Origin of the sequence: Campylobacter sp. VBCF_06 NA8 (genome assembly GCF_027737825.1) — a bacterium.
In the GTDB taxonomy this organism is placed as follows: Bacteria; Campylobacterota; Campylobacteria; order Campylobacterales; family Campylobacteraceae; genus Campylobacter_B.
Genome location: NZ_JAOVUB010000008.1, coordinates 25173 through 42814, shown reverse-complemented (window position 1 = coordinate 42814; position 17642 = coordinate 25173). Strand labels below are relative to the sequence as shown.

Below are 17642 nucleotides of genomic sequence, written 5' to 3'. Positions count from 1 at the left end.
GTCCGTCTTTGCCATCGTTGCCTATTACTAGGTTATTAGCAAGTTTTAGGTCATAGGTGTTGTTATCTTCACCGCCATGAGTAAGTTTTAGGTTACCATCTGTGTAAGTGCCGTCTGTCGGAGCGACTGTGCCACCATTTACAGTAACTTTTGTTTTATTACCCTCTACGCCTTTTTTCAACTGCCATACATTAACAGCATCAGTGTCATCTACGCCAGGTGCGACATTAGTCAATGTTACATTTTTATCATATATAGGCTCGCCCGCCTTGTTATATGAAACAAGAGTAATAGTGTCATTGTTATCACCACCTAGCTTAACAGGGACTTTCAAATCATAGTTTGTTGTCATATTATCATCGCTGCGTGTAGTAGCTATGATAACTGTTCCGTTTTTAGAAGTTACATTTGTATCTTTCGCGCTAAATTTAATGCCATACGCACTACTAGTTTCATTATTATCTTTGCTTAGCTCGACATACGAGATATCTACATTATCCCCAGCGATAAAGTCAAGACCAGTTTTATTATAATCCTCAGTGCCTACTGTGTGTTTGCCAAATGTAAGAGTTCCGTCTTTGTTCGTGCCAGTGCCATTTTTGTCTATACCCACAGACCAGATTGTGCCAGCACCGCTCACTGCTCGTTTTAGTTGAGCGACATTGACTGCGTCTGTATCATGCCAACCAGCTGCTACGCCTGTGATTTGGCGAGTGATATTATTATCAAAATCGCCTACCGAGATTGCATTGCGTGTGCCAATCCATACAGCATTATCAGGCATTTTTAAATTCTTATCGCCTGCTGTTTTTGTTTGAACATCGTAGCCTTTATAAGTTTGAGCAAGCCAAGTAGCGTTATTTTCGCCTAGATTATCTCTATTAGCCACCGAACCGCTACCAAGCGCTATGGTATCAGCCACAGATACAGTCGCGCCCTTGCCGATAGCAGCTGAATTTATACCATCTATTTCTACGATACCACCCAATGCACCAAGTGCATTTTCGGCATATACTTTTGAGCTATCACCAAAGGCAGTAGAGTAATCTCCTGCTGTATTGCCATTTTTTCTAATCCATCTTTTGACATCTTCTCTATGGTCTTGGTCAAATTCTCCTGAATAGACCCATTCCCACTCATCTTTTCTTTCAATCTCTACTAACTCACCTGCCTCATTTCGACCTTGCACCCAGTAAGTACCTAATTGGACTTGAACAATTTTTTCTTCAAATATTGGTTCGTTATTTTCATCAAGCTTTTGATTGCCTTCTTCATCAAGCACTGGCACTTTATATGTATCACCATCAGGATTATCACCTGTTCTTAATTCAAACTGGATACTAATGTCTGTATATTTTTTGCCAGTAATAGGGTCTGTCCATTCACCAGAATAAACTTCCGAATCTTTACCCCATGCAGTAGAATTATCACCGCCTGCTAAGGTATGACTTCCCCATGCTGTCGCTCCTGTGCTTGTGGCTTTTGAATTTGAACCCCAAGCAGTAGCGTTCTCATTGCTAGCTTCTGTTCTATAACCAAATGCGGTTGCTTGACTACCACTAGCCCAAGTTTCTGTTCCGAAAGAAGTAGCTCTCTTGCCAGTAGCAGCAGTTTCATGACCCCATGCAGTGGCATTCCATGCAGTAGCTGCTGAACGCCAACCAAACGCAGTAGCGTCTTGACCGGAGGCTATCGTATGCTCACCAAAAGCAGTAGCATAAGTGGCAATGTTATTTGCATCTTTATCGCCATCGCCTAGTGCATTAGGATTGGTATTTTTATTAAATAATGCACTATAACTATAAGCGTATGCTTCGCCATTAACTGCAACATGATCTTTATAGGTATCGCCTTCATTATAGAACATCACTTTTTCTTTAAGAATAGTGCCATCTTGTTTTAAAAGAACCCAAACTTCTTTTTCTCTTTTTCCCGCTTCATCTTCTAGCGTTATAACTCTTCTTAAAGGTGTAACGACTTCGCCTTTATATGTAAATACCGTTCCTGCATTTGTGTTCGCACCAAAAGCAGTTGCGCCTGTGGAATTAGCCGCCGTGCTAGAACCAAAGGCTGTCGCGTTATTTTTAGTTGCTTTTGTGTTTGTTCCAAATGCAGTAGAGTCGCTACCACTAGCTTCTGTGTCTTTACCCCAAGCAGTAGCACGATAATTGCTAGCTGTTGTGCCATCGCCAAATGCAGTAGCTTGATTTTGTTTAGCTGTTGTATTTTTACCCCAAGCAGTAGAATTATCTTTGGTTGCTTTTGTTCCCTCGCCAAATGCTGTGGCTTGTTGCCCGCTAGCCTCTGTGCCTTTACCCCAAGCAGTAGAACGCCAATTAGTAGCTTGATTGCCAGCATCGCCCCATGCCATAGCTCTATTACCAGTTACCTTTGTTCCCATAAGCGCCACAGAGTTCTCGCCCCCTGCCTTAGAGCCATTACCTATCGCTACGGCACTTGTCTTATTGGCTTCTGAATTTATACCGATTGCAATAGCATTTGAAGCTTTTGCTTGTGCAGAAGTAACATTAGTCGCAGAGCCTACACCGTTTATGTGTATATATGGGCTTACTATTTTATCATCATCGATTCTTACGACTCTGTTGTCGCTAGTGATACTACCGCCACTTGGCAAATTCTCTATCACAGAGTATAGTTGGCTTCCATTTATTGCGTCTGTGCTAGCAGCAGAGATCAGACCAGCGGCGACATTTTGGATTCTGCGTGGAGCAGTGGCGTTGCCTATGCTCACTACGCCCTCAGGTTTAGCACCTGCAAAGCTTAATTTGTTTGCCGCAATTCTCCCTATTGTAGAATAATTAGTGGCATAATTTGTATTTCCTGCCGTGCTACCTGTTATTACGCTAGAATTTGCATTTGCAGCTACATACGCTGCACCATCGCCCAAAAAGACAGAATTTTCAGTAGTAATTTGGACATTATTACCCAAAATAAATGTTTTGTCGTCTTTGATTTTATTATTATTACCTATGGCATAGCTATCATCACCGTCGATATTGCTCGGATCACCAAACACACCTGAGCGATTGCCTTTTACGGTATTGCCAGAACCCATAGCGATAGAGTTTTTACCGCTTACGGTATTATCAAAACCGTGAGCGATAGATTTATTGCCATCTATAGTTACGATATTACCAGAACCCACAGCGAAAGATTCCGACGCTAATGCTTTGTTTTCATAACCAAGAGAAGCCGATTTTTCACCAGCAGCTAAATTTCTCATACCAGCAGCAACAGAATTTTTCGTAGTAGCGTTGTTTTCTGAACCCAACGCCATAGAATGCAAACCAGTCGCATTGTTTTCTGAACCGATAGCTAGGGTATTTGCAACCCAAGCCTCATTTCTGATACCAAATGCGGTTGAATTTGCATCCCACGCTATATTTCCTCCACCCACAGCAATAGCACCATTGCCATGAGCATAGTTTTTTAGACCTACGGCTGAACTAGTGTTACCATCTGCGGTATTTTCCAAACCGACGGTAATAGTATTTTCGTTTTTGTTTGTATTATAGTAACCAGCTGCGATAGAGAAGTTAGAGTCATACATCCTATTACGGTTACCTAATGCCATAGCATTTTGAGAGCGCTCGTCGATATAGTTTATTACACCGATTGCAGTAGAATTTGCGTCATAGACTTTATTTTCTACACCGATTGTGGTAGAGAGGTTACCCGCGGAGATATTATTTACACCGATAGCGTTAGAGGCGATACCACCAGCGGTATTTGTAAAACCAAGAGCATTTGCAAATGTGTTATTAGCCTCAGAGCTCTGACCTATCGCCATAGAAGAAAGCCCGCTAGCCTCTGTCGCCTTGTATCCTTTACCTTTCATCCATCTGCTCTCAGGATTAGAGTCCTCTATTCTATCGTCACTATAAAAGGCTTCTTGTAAAAGTTTAACTCTCTCGGAAACATTGTTAGGTCCGCCAACAACTTCTATATAATCAGTTATTAGTTTATATTTATTGTATGGGTTGTTAGGATCTTTATCTGTATGAGCACCGATATCATCACCGCCGATAGAGATAGAACCATATCCACTAGCCACAGTATTTGCACCGATCGCTAATGTTTGCGAACCAATAGCCTTAGCTTGCGTTCCGATAGCTACGCTTTGTCCGGCATTATCAGAGCGTTCTGATAAATCCTTTGCGATAGCTAGGTATCCGATAGCGACATTGCCTTGACCGGTACCACTATCAGCCCAAGAATTAGAGCCTAACGCAACACTACCCTCACCAATTGCTTGTGCGCCAGCAATCCCTATTTCATATCTTCCAAATCTATCTTTTGAAATCTCTACGCCGTTCCAATACATCTTCTGGTTCTTATCAGCAGGCATCCAAGCAGTTGCACTCCTATCTCCGCCACCGATAGCTACGGTTCCGGCATCTTTTGCAAATGTATTTTTACCTATGGCTGTGCTTTTATCGCCAGTTGTCACTGAGTTACCTCCGACAGAAATAGAGTCTTCACCATACGCAACCCCGCCCATACCAGCTAATGCATTATTGCCATAAGCGATAGAATTTACGCCAAACGCAAATGCTTTACTACCAGTATCAGCCGTAAAAATGCCTTTTTTATTATTTTTTATAAATTGTTTTATATTATTAAAGACTGTATTGTTATTGTCGCCAACCCAATTTTGTCTTGGATTAGGATCACTCTCCATAGCAGTATCATAATTATACGCTTGGATTACATCTGGGCGTAAGTTTCCATTGCTATCACGCAAATCAGTATCATCAGCCAAACCGCCGATTTTGATAAATCGACCAGAAGAATCTGTATAACCTAAATAGTAGAAATTTTTAGTCGCACCAGCATGACCAAAAGCATCCATTTCTTCGCTAGTATATCTTTTAACCTCTAAATTTACCAAAGGCGCATCTCTATATGCACCTTTAAAAAGTCCAACTGCTGGCGCACCCTCACCAGCACCTGCTATCGAGCCATCACCTATCGCAACTGACTGGGACTTGTTCGCATGAGCACCAGTGCCTCTCTCAATCTGTTCTGCATACAAACCCTCTGGCGCAAATGGCGCACTGATAGCCACTATCGTAGCTAGCGACATAGCCAGCCGTCCCAGAGCAGGCGCGCTCGCTATCTTGCCAATGCTTGAAAAAATCGTGCTACCGAACCCCTCGCGCACAGTTTTTTCGCCACTGTGTCCCTTAGCGATCTCGCTAACGACCTTGACGCCGTGTGAGCTCCTTTTGAGCTTATAGACCTTGTTCATGAAAAACTCCTTTTTTCTGCGAACTCAATCGCAAAATGTGATAAATAACTCCGTATTTTAACTCTTTAAAAATTAAACGAAGTTTAATTACACATTTGTAAAGGATAAAATTTATCGCCGTTTTTTTTTTGCGGCGTTTTGGGGGAAATTTTGGGGAAATTTTGAGGGTTGCGAGCATGGAAATTTTCGCTAGTTATGTCATTTTTGAGAATTTGCCTAATCTGTCATTGCGAGCGTAGCGAAGCAATCCAGAAAAATTTAGAGAGAATTCTAAAATTTGTCAAAATTCATTTGATAATTTGAATTTTATCTGTGAATTGAAATTTATCGGAATTTCCCTAGATTGCTTCGTCGCTTCGCTCCTCGCAATGACAAATCAAGGCAAATTTGCTTTACCCCTCACAATGACAAATCAGACGAATTTTGATATACTTTACAAAAATAAAGGCAAAAATTTGAAACAATACTTCGTTTATATCCTTTTTAGCGAACGAAACGGCACTTTGTATATCGGCGTAACAAATGATTTAAAACGCAGAATTTACGAGCACAAAAACAAAATTTTCAAAGGTTTTACCGAAAAATATGGCGTAGATAAACTCGGGTATTTTGAGAGTTGCGATAGCGTAGAGAGCGCGATTTTGCGCGAAAAACAGCTAAAAGGTGGAAGCAGAAAACAAAAACTAGCTTTGATTGAAAGCGTAAATCCAAAATGGATTGATTTGTATTATGAGATTTAAAATTCGCCTTTGTGTGTCATTGCGAGCGTAGCGAAGCAATCCAGAAAAATTTAGAGAGAATTCTAAAATTTGTCAAAATTCATTTGATAATTTGAAATTTATCTGTGAATTAAATTTTATCTAAATTTCCCTAGATTGCTTCGTCGCTTCGCTCCTCGCAATGACAAATCAAAACAATTTTGCTTCGCTCCTCGCAATAACATTTAATCTGTCATTGCGAGAAATACGAAGTATTTCGAAGCAATCCAGAAAAATTTAGAAAGAATTCTAAAAATTTTACTTTTGATTAGAAATTTATCTGTGAATTAAAATTTTTTAGAATTTCCCTAGATTGCTTCGTCGTTTCGCTCCTCGCAATGACAGATTAAGGCAAATTTGCTTCGCTATGCTCGCAATGACAAATCAAGGCAAAATTTACTTTGCTTTTGCAATGACAATAGCATACAAAAAACTCGGGGCAGTGTTTAGAAGTTGCGCTAGCGGAAAAAAATGCGAAATAAAAAAGCCTAGACGCAAGGTCTAGGCAAAAGGGGGAAATGAAATTTAAAATTCAAACAAAATTTCAAGTAAAATTTCAAATAATCAAAATTTCAATCATAAATTTAAATGACCAAAATTTCAAACCAAAAATTTAAAAAACCAAAATTTAAATAACTAAAATTTAAACAATCAAAATTCGTAATTCATGCAAATTTAAATCATCAAATTTCAAGCCAAATTTAGCCGAAAAGCTTCCTCATCGCCTTGAAAAACAGCGCAGTAATCGGATTTGACTTGCCAGTAATGCGCACAATCCAGCTCTCATAAGTCTCGCCTTGTTTTTTGAGATACTCGTTTAGAAGCGCCTCGCTAGCCTCCATACCGCCTTGCTCCTCTGCGGCGCAAAGCTTTTTATACAGCGGTTCGACGATGTCGATAGCAGCGCGTGGCGGGGCTTTGCGATAGGCTGTGTATTCGACAATCTCGCCTGTGGCGGGGTCTTTTTTAGGGATAAATTCGGTCATGACCCAGTAATAACTACCGTCTTTGGCCATATTTTTGACGACTGCGACGAAATCGCGACCTTTTTGGATCGTTTCCCACATAAGCTTAAACGCGATTTTTGGCATATCTGGGTGGCGGATTATGTTGTGTGGCTGACCGAGTAGCTCCTCGACGCTGTACCCGCAAATAGCGCAAAAATACACATTGCCAAATGTGATGATACCCTTAGGATCGGTGCGCGAGACGATATATCTGCCTGGATCTAGCTTGATTTCGTTGTTTTTAGGGGTTGGTCTTGGCATTTTTTTCCTTTACGATAAAATTTCTCTCAATTTTACAAAGTGATTTATAAAATTTAACTTAAAATAAAAAAATAACAATAATATTATGCGCTAATTTTAAAATTCAGGCAATTTAACTATCTCAAATGGCGCGATGAAACCCTGCGCAAAATCCACGAAAATCGCTGTTTGCGCCTGAGAGAGAGCGCACGAAAATACAGCCCCTGTGTCGGTGAAATTTAGCGTGTAAGCGAAATTTTGTTTTTTCATAAAATGCTCGAATTTCGCAATTTGCGCAAACGGCACGAAAAATTCACAAGGCTTTTTGAGCTCGTATAATACTAGCTCGCTCGCATTTATCGCCAAATTTACAGCCCCGCCATACGCGCGCACCAGCCCGCCAGTGCCTAGCTTAATCCCGCCAAAATACCGCACCACAAGCACAGCCGTGTCAATCAGACCTGCGCCACGAAGCGCATTTAGGCACGATGGCCCGCTCGTGGATTTTGGCTCGCCGTCGTCGCTTTGGTTTTCGACGATTTGGGAATACTCATTTAGCGCTCGATACGCCCAGACGATGTGGCGGGCTTTGGGGTGTTCGTCTTTTAGTCGCTCACGCACGCGCTCAAACTCAGCTAACGGCACCAAATGCGCGATGAAATTTGACTTTTTGACCTCTAAATTCGCGCTAAATTCGCGCTGTATGATATACATTTTCGCCTTTTTGATTAAATTTTAAAATTTGAATTTGAAATTTGCAGGCTTACCACCCACCGCTGGCACCGCCACCGCCAAACCCGCCTCCGCCACCGCGAAAGCCACCTCCTCGCGAACTACGCCCAAATCCACCAGAGCCACCGCCGAAACCGCCACGCGAGCCACCGAAACCACCGCCAAATCCGCCATTTCTACCAAATCCGCCAGAGCCACCAAAGCCACCGCGCAAAATTTCATCAAGCCCGTCGCCTAAAATGATAGTGTTGCCATAATCCCCATGAGAGCGTGATTTATTTCTCATCATCATAAAAAATACAAAGAAAAAGAAAAGCATAAAGATTATGAAATCAATGTCGATTTCCTCGCCCTGAGCGCGCTCGATTTTGGCGAATTTTATGTCGCCACTCTCGATAAAATCAAGGATCGTAAGCACCCCAGAAACTATTCCGCCCTCAAAATCCCCAGCCCTAAAATGGGGCAAAATTTTATACTCGATTATGCGTTTTGACACACCGTCAGTCAGCACGCCCTCCAAGCCATATCCGACCTCGATACGCACCCTGCGCTCGTTTGGCGCGACAAGCAAAAGCACGCCGTTATCATAGCCCTTCTGCCCTATGCCAAGCGCCCTAGCCTGCTCGTTCGCGACCTCTTCGATAGAGTAATCCCCGAGCGTTTTTAGGGTTACGACCATGATTTGATTGGTGGAATTTTCGTCAAATTTAAGCAAAATTTCATTTAACGCACCAGCCGTAGAGGCGCGCAAAATACCCGCCTCGTCGATAATAGCCGTGTCGTTTGGCAAGGCTAGATAGTCTGAAATTTTAGCCTGCGAAAAAGATAAAGCCAAAAATAAAAAAAGTAAAATTCTTCTCATTTTATTTCCACAATCTTTTCTTTTATTTCATCTTTATCGCCCATTTCATGGGGGATTTTCGCCATTATTAGCGCACAAAGCCTATCTATACCCGCACTCACAGCCTCGCCAAAATTCGCAGTTTTTGCCTGGACACAAAATTCCTGCACAATCTGCAAAAATTCAGAATCATCAATCTTCGCGCTGATATTTTCACCGCAGACTATATGCGCGATTTTTTCATTTTTGCAAACGCAAAAAATCACAGCGTTTGGGATTTTATCATATCCAAACAGCTCAAATTTACTCACGGCAAAGTCGTAAGTAAGCCTAAATTTAAAGAATTTAGGGATAAAAAATTCTAAAAATTTAGGAAATTTAGAAAATAGAAATTTAAAGAGCAAAAATACAATCGCAATCAACTCAAACGCGCCTACTTTGCCTACTTGCTGGAAAAACATCAGCGCAGTGCCCACTACAAAGGCAATCGTGCAAGCCACGCCCCAGCTAAGGGGCTCTAAGTCCAAAGCCTCGCCACTTAGCACGCAGATAATCTCAGCGTCGCTTGCATCTTCGGCCTTTGAAATTTTATCCGTTATGGCGTCTTTGTAAATTTGCTCAATCATCTAAAACGAAACTTTTGGCGCGTTTTGATTGGCTTCACCTGCGTTAAATACAGGCTTAGCTCCGCCCTTGCCTACGAGTTTGGCGATGATATTTGTAGGGAAAACCCTAATCATCTTGTTATACTCTTGCACCACGGCGATATAGTCCTTGCGAGCCACAGCTATGCGGTTTTCGGTGCCCTCTAACTGGTTTTGCAAATCCGTGAAATTTGAGTTTGCTTTTAGCTCAGGGTATCGTTCTACAACCAGCATTAAGCGCGATAGAGCCGAGCTTAGCTCGCCTTGTGCGTTGTTAAACTGTGTAAAGGCTTCTGGGTTATTTGCGATATCGTTTGCGTCGATTTTCACACTCGTTGCCTTCGCGCGAGCCTCGATTACGCCTTCTAAGGTGCCTCTTTCATGGCTTGCGTATCCTTTGACGGTTTCGACGAAATTCGGAATCAAATCAGCGCGCCTTTGATATTGGTTTTGCACCTGCGCCCAGGCCGCATTGACATCTTCGTCTTTTAGGGTCAGTTTGTTATACACAGGCACGGCGAAAATCGCAAACACAGCCAAAATTATGCCAGCGATAATCAGCCATTTTAGCCAGCCTTTTGATGATTTTTTCTCGACATTAGCAGAGCCATTGTAAGTTTGGCTTTGCTCTGCACCTTTTGCGCCTTTTTCGCCGTCATAGCCGATTTGTTCGGCGCCATTTTGGTTTTCTAACTCGTTCATACCACTCTCCTTGATATTTTTTCATGAAGTTTAACTAACACATCATACTCAATCGTGCCAAAAAATCTCGCCCACTCTCTGGCGTCATTTATCACGCACACTCGCTCGCCACCAAACTCAGCACAAAAGCTATCCATAGACATTTTGCCAAGTAGCCTTTCGCCACTAGCTAATCGCAAATCCCCAAGCCCAGAGTATCGCAAAAGTCCGTCCGCATAGCCTAAATCATAGGTGCCGATTTTCATATCGCACGGCGCGCAAAACACCCCGCCATAGCCTACCCTTTCGCCTTTTTTAAGCACTCTTTGGCTGATTAAATCAGCCCACAAGCTAAGCACAGGGTGCAAATTTAGGCTCTCATCAAACTGAGCGTATCCATACTGCGCCATACCCACGCGCACAAACTCATCATCAAACCCCGCTCTACGCTCGATCGCGGCTGAATTTGAAGAGTGGAAAATAAGCTCATTAAATCCAGCTTCATTTGCTTTAAATTTGGCGATTTTTTTAAATTCGGCGAAATTTTGCCTTTGCGCGTAAAAATCAGAGCTTAGCTCATCGCTGGCGCGGTAATGGGTAAAAAATCCACGCAAATTTAGCGAGTGTTTTTTACAAAGTGCCAAAGCCTCACCCAAATCCTGCGCGCAAATTCCATTTCTATGCATATTTGTATCTGCGACAATATGAATATTCATGCCTGTTTTTAGGCGCGAAAAATAGCTCATATCATTTACGGCATAGATGAAATTTGGATTTTCGTTTCCGTTTGGGATATGCGAAAGAATTAAAATTTTCTCGAAAAATTCCGAAATTTCGCTTGCTTCAACTTGTGTCCTAGTAACGGCTCTTTTAATACCAAACTCGCGCGCCAAACCCGCGATTTCGCGCATGCCATGCCCGTAAGCGTTGTCTTTAAGCACCAGCATAATGCGCTCTTTGGCTACTTTTTGCGAAATTTGCGAAAGATTGTGAAAATACGCTGATTTATCAATCAAAATTTCAGACATTAAAGCTCACTCCATACGCCTTGTATAAATACGGCAAAAGCTTGCGAATAGCGTAATCATAGCCGTAAAATTTGGCGTAAATTTCCTTTAAATTTGCCTCTTTTGCGTTTGCGAAATCAAACACATCTGTGCCCCCTATTTTTGGCACTTTTTCGTCTAGTAGCGCGAAAAATTCAGCCCTAGCGCCAAGAAGCTCTTTTATATTTTGCTCGACTAGCTCTTTTTCCATTATTTTGCAATCTCCTCTAATGCGCCCATTATCACCCTTTGCATTTCATCGCGAAATTCAGGGCTTTTAGCCTCAAATCTCGTTACGATTATCGGTGTGGTATTGCTAGCTCTCACCAAAGCCCAGCCATCATCAAACCTCAATCTAACCCCGTCGATTTCTATCATATCGCGCACGGCTGGAAGCCCAGAAATGCCGTTTTTGGCTAAATTTTTAAATTTTTCAATTATCTCAAATTTTGCGCTATCTGTGGTTTTAAATTTAATCTCATCGGTGCTGTGCATTACAGGCAAAGCGTCAAGCTCGGCGTCTAAATCAATGCCCTTTGCGACGAGTTCTAGCACTCTCATCATCGCATACACGCCGTCATCGAAGCCGAAATATCGCTCTTTGAAATATATATGCCCGCTCACCTCAGCAGCCAAATCAATGCCAAGCTCCTTCATAGCCTTTTTGATATTGCTATGACCTGTTTTGCCCATAAAGCTCTTACCACGGCGGTTTATCTCATCATACATTACCTGCGAGCATTTCACCTCGCCCAAAATTTTCGGCTCTTTCATATTTAGTGATAAAAGGCAGGCTAGCTCGTCGCCTTTGATATTTCGCTTCGCTGTTAGCACGGCGATTCTATCGGCATCTCCATCGAAACCAAAGCCCAAATTTAGCCCGTTTTCGCTAATTGCATTTTTTAAATCGACTAAATTTTTCTCTTCGCTTGGATCTGGGTGGTGGTTTGGGAAATTTCCGTCAGGTTCTGGAAATAAAATTTTAGCGTTTAAGCCCAATCTTTCTACGATTTTGCACGCCGTAACACCTGCTGCGCCGTTTGCGCAATCAATCACAAATGGTGTTTTGAAATTTTTCAAATTTGCAAATTCTTTTTCAAAATAATCCAAATACTCGCCTAAGATATTATATTTTTCGCAAAATGTATTTGTTGGAATCTCTACGCCACTAGCCATAAATTCAGCCACTTGACGGCCGAGTGTTTTAAGCTGTGCGCCAAAAAAACTATCCGTGCCGATTGTGATTTTAAAGCCGTTATAATTTTTCGGATTGTGCGAGCCTGTAATCATAATGTTTGCGTCAAATTTGTGCGTAAATACGCCAAAATACCCCACAGGCGTAGGCAAAAGACCAATATCAAAAATCCTAAGCCCAGCGTAATTAAGCCCACTTACTAGGTATTCAAACATATCTGGTGCGCTTAGCCTCGCATCATAGCCTACGCTGATGCGCTCACGGCCTAAATGGCGCAAATGCATACCAAAGGCAAAACCAATCGCCTTAACGCTCTCTTCGTTTAGATCCTCGCCCACGATTCCGCGGATATCGTATTCTCTAAAAATATCTTCAATCATAAAATTCCTTAACAAAAAAATTACAATATTTTAAATTATAAATGTTAAAATTTGTCAAATTTAAGGAGTCAAAATGAAAAAAATTTTTCTTGTTTGTGCGATTTTGGGCGCAGTTTTTGCTAAGGATTATGAGGTGATTGATAGCGTAAATACTTCGTTTAGAATTTTTGGCAAAAACGATAGAATCGAGGTTATCAGTGTCAGCGACCCTAAAATCGACGGGGTTACATGCTTTATCTCATACGCCAAAAAAGGTGGCGCCAAAGAGATTGTAGGCGTCGAAGAAGACCGCTCAGAAGCCTCAGTTTCATGCAGCCAAACAGCCCCAAAAATCATAATCAAAGAGGAGCTTAAAAAAGAAGATATATTTGCGAAAAAATCCTCGCTAATCTTTAAAAAAACCCATGTCGTGCGTATGTTTGACGAAGCAAGCCAGAGCATAATTTATCTAGTGTATTCAGATAAAATCATCGACGGCTCACCAGATAATTCTATCTCAGCAATTCCGTGCAATCAAGCCGTAGGCAAGGTGTGTGAATTTGCATATAAAAAATAAAAATTTCGCTGTCCGCAACCATGAAATACTAACCCGAAATTTTGCTTTTAAGTGTCATTGCGAGCAAAGCGAAGCAATCGCCAAATTTTAAATTGCCAACCGCCAAAATGGCAAAAAATTTTAAAATTTTAAATTCTATAAAATTTTAAAATTCTTTTAAATTTTTTGTAAGGGGGGAAGGGGGCTTGAATTGCGAGGTCGCTCCCCTTCCCCCCTTACCAACCCCCTAACCCCCGACGACGCTTGCAAAGTGGCGTGCTACGCACGCGCTTATTTATGGAATTTTGCTTCGCAAAATTCTTTGCAATTATGCTTATGGGTAAAATTTAATGTAAAATTTCGCTAAATTTTGCATTGGTATCGATACGCTTTTTGTGATGATTTATTTATTGATTTATCGCAACGAAAATTTAAGAATTTTTTGTTAAAATCGCCCCTTTAATAAAATTTATCATTTAGCAAGGAAAAATATGAAATCTATTTTTAGCATGGAATCTGCCAGCATTATGCTTGCCCTGCTGGCTATCGCGTGCGCGGTGGCGACATTTGTGGAGACTGCATTTGGCACGCCAGTAGCGTGGGCGAGTGTGTATAATGCATGGTGGTTCGGGCTGATAATGCTACTTTTGGGGCTAAATTTGGCCTACAATATCTACCGCTATCGCCTCGGCGATATCAAAAAACTTCCGACCTTTATATTTCATTTAAGCTTTCTTTTTATTTTGCTTGGGGCTGGGCTTACGAGATATTTTGGATTTGAGGGGAATTTGCACATTAGAGAGGGAGAGGAAAGCTCGCTAATTAGCACCAAGGACGAATTTGTGCAATTAATCAGCATAGGCGAGGATAAAAATTTCATCTCAGCCGATGAAAAAAACTACCTAAGCAGCGTAGGAAAGATGAAATTTGATCTAAATTTAGATGTAAATGGCAAAAACGCAAATTTGAAATTTAAAGAATTTATCCCGCACGGCGAGCTAAAATGGGTCAAAGACGAGAGCCAAAGCGCACCCGCTAGAATCGAGTTTTTGTTCTCAAACGATACCCAAAAACAGCCCCTTTCGCTACTTTCTGGGCAGAGTATCGAGCTAGGCGAGGTTAGCATTAGCTTTAATACCATGCCAAAAACCAAATATTTTATCTATGTCAAAAACGACGCCGATAAATTCTATATAAACTCGAATTTCGACATAAACGCCACTAAAATGGGCACTAGCGAAAAAATCGCACTAAATAAAAATGAGGATAATCTAATCGATGATCTATCGCTTTATAGCTTTGAGGGGACGAATTTCGCCCCAGTTAGCCTGCTAAGCTCAGCTGTGGAAAAATTTGTTAGGGTCGAGGAAAATTTAGCCGGTATGGGTGGCATTATCGCAGATCTTAGCTATAACAACGAAAGCAAAGAGGTGCTAGTAATCCAAGGCGAAAAGGGGCTTCAATACGAAGTCGGTGGCGCAAATTTTATCACGCTTTTGGGGCCAAAAATGGTAAATTTGCCGTTTAAATTAGCTTTGCGCGATTTCGTCATGGATCGCTACCCAGGCACAAACTCGCCCTCAGGATACAAGAGCGAAGTCGCAGTCAAAGACGGCGCAAACAGCTATGATTACGATATTTATATGAACCATGTCCTAGATCACGGCGGATATAGATTTTTCCAAAGCTCGTATGACAGGGACGAGGGAGGCACCGTGCTATCTGTAAATCGCGACCCTGGTAAATTCCCGACATATCTAGGATATTTTTTGCTCTGCCTTGGCATGTTTTTAAACTTTTTAAACCCAAATTCGCGCTTTTTCAAGCTTTCTAAACTCATCAGCGAAAACACTCACCTAGCAAAAAGCGTGGCGATTTTGGCTGTAATTTTCGCCTGTGTTGCGCCAAATTTAGCCCATGCAGAGGGAAACGAGAGTGTGAATTTAAACGAAATCAAGCTAAATTTGCCAAATTTTGATAAGGAATTTAGCAAAGAACTAGGCAAATTAGTCGTGCAAGGTTTCAATGGTCGTATGGAGCCATTTGATACAGTTTCGCGCGAAATTTTGCACAAAATTTACCGTGGCGAAACCTACAAGGGCGAGGACGGGATTACGCTCAATCACAACGAGGCTTTGCTTTCGTTTATGCTAAATCAAGATTATTGGCGCACCGCCAAAATCATACGCGTAGGCGATAAGGAACTGCGCAAAATTCTAGGTCTTAGCGAAAATCAAAAATACGCTTCGATGATGGATTTTTTCGAAATGAAGGATAATGAGAGCTTTTATAAACTTGATAAATTAAGCGAGGAAATCAACCGCAAACCCCTTGGTAACCGCTCTACGCTCGATAAAGAAATCATCAAAGTAAATGAGAGAGTAAATGTGTTTTACGGCGCGATTATGGGCGAATACTTCCGTATAATCCCTGCCGGAAAGTCAAACGATAGCACCTGGATTTCGCCGTTTGCAACCCTTGAAATGCTAGGCGAAAGCGAGCGAGATAAGGTGCGCGATATGAGTGCGATGTTTGCCACAGCTGTGATTTACGCCCAAAACAAAAACGACTGGCAAAGCGCAAACAAAATGCTAAGCATTATCAAGGATTATCAACTCAAAAATGGTGGCGAGTTAGCACCTAGCGAGAGTGCGATAAAATATGAAATTTTATACAATAACGCGCATATTTTCAAACGGCTTTTTTCGATTTATACAATCGCTGGATTTTTGCTTTTAATCTTTATTTTTATCCGTATGATGAAGCCAAATTTAGGCTTAAAATGGGCGTTTAATCTAGTTTGGTTTGTAAATGTAGTGGCGTTTTTGATCCACACTTTCGGACTTGCGCTTCGTGCGTATGTATCAGGACACGCGCCGTGGTCGAATTCGTATGAGTCGATGATTTATATCGCGTGGGCGCTAGCATTAAGTGGAATTTTCTTTTCGCGCAAATCTGCGATTTCTTTGGCGCTAACGGCGATTATGGCGGGAATTACGCTAATGGTGGCGCATTTAAGCGATATGGATCCACAAATCACAAACCTACAACCAGTCCTTAAATCCCACTGGCTGACAATCCATGTATCTGTAATCACCGCAAGCTACGGATTTTTGGGGCTTTGTATGTTGCTTGGAATTTTCACGCTTTTGATGTTTTGCTTCGGCAAAAACAACCCAGAAATCGCGCGCAATATCACAGAAGCCACTAGAATCAACGAAATGTCGATGATTCTAGGGCTTTGTTTGCTAACAGCTGGAAACTTCCTAGGTGGCGTGTGGGCGAACGAGAGCTGGGGCAGGTATTGGGGCTGGGATCCGAAGGAAACTTGGGCTTTGATTACGATTTTTGTCTATGCTATCGTGGTGCATTTTAGATTTATGCCAAAGCTAAATTCACAATTTGCCTTCGCCGTAGCATCGATGTTTGCGTATTTTAGCGTCATAATGACATATTTTGGAGTAAATTTTTACCTCACAGGTATGCACTCTTACGCAGCGGGCGAAAAAATCCCTGTGCCAAGCTGGGCGTATATAATGACAGCTTCCATGTTTATTTTGGCAATCGTTGCATATTTTCGCTCGGGAAAATCGGCTAGATTGTAAAATTTATTATATGAAATTTAGAGTTTGCAAAAATAAAATTTCAAACTCTAAATTTTAAAATTTCATTAAATAATTCCCTTAAATAGGCATTTTAAGCCAAAATTCTTAACTCAAATCAATTAAATTTAATATTTATTTGGCTAGAATTACCCTTTTATTTCACAAAAAGAAAGGGTAAAGATGTCTGTTAAATCTGATTTTAGTGAAAATAGACGAGGCTTTATCGGACTTGCGTTTGGTGCGGTCGCTGCTGTGGGTGGCGTATTTGCATTAGGCGGTATGAAAAAAAGCTGGGATCCGCTTCCTAGCGTCAAAGCAGCCGGCGTAACGACTGTGGATTTAAGCCCGATTAAAGACGGAGAGCTATACAGGACAGAGTGGCGCAAAAAGCCAATATTTATTCTCAAAAAGACAGCCGATATGGGCAAAAACGATGAACGAGATGTCGTCGTAGGTGGCGCTAGATACACGCTTTGTATCGGTTTATGCACGCATTTAGGCTGTATCCCTAGCTACAAACCAGCTTCTAAACAATTCGTTTGCGCATGCCATGGAGGCGTTTTCAACACTGACGGCGTAGCTGTGTTTGGTCCGCCACCACGCGGTATGGATATACCTCCGTTTAAAATCGACGGAACTAAACTTGTCCTTGGCGAAGAGGGCCCTGAATATCAAGCTCTAATGGGCAAAGCGTAGGAGGATTGAT

The 17642-nt window shown here is 41.7% G+C and carries 13 protein-coding genes; 4 read left to right on the top strand and 9 right to left on the bottom strand.

Going from position 1 to position 17642, the window contains the following annotated elements; genetic code table 11:
- On the bottom strand, positions 1 to 5272 hold a 5272-nt coding region (locus OFO10_RS08235), incomplete at its 3' end, for a hypothetical protein (RefSeq protein WP_270866817.1).
- Positions 5273 to 5727: 455 nt separating this feature from the next.
- On the opposite strand from OFO10_RS08235, the gene OFO10_RS08230 reads away from it, so the two are divergent.
- A complete protein-coding gene (locus tag OFO10_RS08230; protein ID WP_270866816.1) occupies positions 5728 to 6012 on the top strand; it encodes a GIY-YIG nuclease family protein in 285 nt (94 codons plus the stop codon).
- A gap of 719 nt (positions 6013 to 6731) precedes the next feature.
- Here OFO10_RS08230 and OFO10_RS08225 read toward each other — a convergent pair.
- From OFO10_RS08225 to OFO10_RS08190, 8 genes are all read right to left on the bottom strand, one after another.
- A complete protein-coding gene (locus OFO10_RS08225) occupies positions 6732 to 7298 on the bottom strand; it encodes a PAS domain-containing protein (RefSeq protein ID WP_270866815.1) in 567 nt (188 codons plus the stop codon).
- 96 nt (positions 7299 to 7394) lie between these two features.
- Complete coding sequence (locus OFO10_RS08220) at positions 7395 to 7991, bottom strand: IMPACT family protein (RefSeq protein WP_270866814.1); 597 nt, start codon at positions 7989 to 7991, stop codon at positions 7395 to 7397.
- A gap of 49 nt (positions 7992 to 8040) precedes the next feature.
- A complete protein-coding gene (locus tag OFO10_RS08215; RefSeq protein ID WP_270866813.1) occupies positions 8041 to 8871 on the bottom strand; it encodes a TPM domain-containing protein in 831 nt (276 codons plus the stop codon).
- Positions 8868 to 9476, bottom strand: a complete 609-nt coding sequence (locus OFO10_RS08210; RefSeq protein WP_270862093.1) for a TPM domain-containing protein — start codon at positions 9474 to 9476, stop codon at positions 8868 to 8870. Before OFO10_RS08210 ends, OFO10_RS08215 begins: the two co-directional genes overlap by 4 nt.
- A complete protein-coding gene (locus OFO10_RS08205; RefSeq protein ID WP_270865169.1) occupies positions 9477 to 10196 on the bottom strand; it encodes a LemA family protein in 720 nt (239 codons plus the stop codon).
- The gene (locus tag OFO10_RS08200; protein ID WP_270866812.1) at positions 10193 to 11203 is read right to left on the bottom strand and encodes an alanine racemase; all 1011 of its coding nucleotides are present in this window, start codon (positions 11201 to 11203) and stop codon (positions 10193 to 10195) included. Before OFO10_RS08200 ends, OFO10_RS08205 begins: the two co-directional genes overlap by 4 nt.
- A complete protein-coding gene (gene cmeU / locus OFO10_RS08195) occupies positions 11196 to 11432 on the bottom strand; it encodes a CmeU family protein (protein WP_270866811.1) in 237 nt (78 codons plus the stop codon). The genes OFO10_RS08200 and cmeU overlap by 8 nt, the downstream gene beginning before the upstream one ends.
- The gene (locus tag OFO10_RS08190; RefSeq protein WP_270866810.1) at positions 11432 to 12796 is read right to left on the bottom strand and encodes a phosphomannomutase/phosphoglucomutase; all 1365 of its coding nucleotides are present in this window, start codon (positions 12794 to 12796) and stop codon (positions 11432 to 11434) included. The genes cmeU and OFO10_RS08190 overlap by 1 nt, the downstream gene beginning before the upstream one ends.
- 73 nt (positions 12797 to 12869) lie before the next feature.
- Between OFO10_RS08190 and OFO10_RS08185 the strand changes: the two genes are divergently transcribed.
- From OFO10_RS08185 to petA, 3 genes are all read left to right on the top strand, one after another.
- Positions 12870 to 13352 (top strand): CreA family protein, encoded by a 483-nt coding sequence (locus tag OFO10_RS08185; RefSeq protein ID WP_270865173.1) that lies wholly within the window; start codon positions 12870 to 12872, stop codon positions 13350 to 13352.
- A gap of 470 nt (positions 13353 to 13822) precedes the next feature.
- Positions 13823 to 16936 carry a cytochrome c biogenesis protein gene (gene ccsA / locus OFO10_RS08180; RefSeq protein ID WP_270866809.1) on the top strand — a complete coding sequence of 1038 codons (3114 nt, stop codon included), beginning with the start codon at positions 13823 to 13825 and terminating at the stop codon, positions 16934 to 16936.
- A gap of 180 nt (positions 16937 to 17116) precedes the next feature.
- Positions 17117 to 17632, top strand: coding sequence for a ubiquinol-cytochrome c reductase iron-sulfur subunit (gene petA, locus OFO10_RS08175; protein ID WP_270859958.1), 516 nt, complete (start codon positions 17117 to 17119; stop codon positions 17630 to 17632).
- Positions 17633 to 17642: the final 10 nt, after the last annotated feature.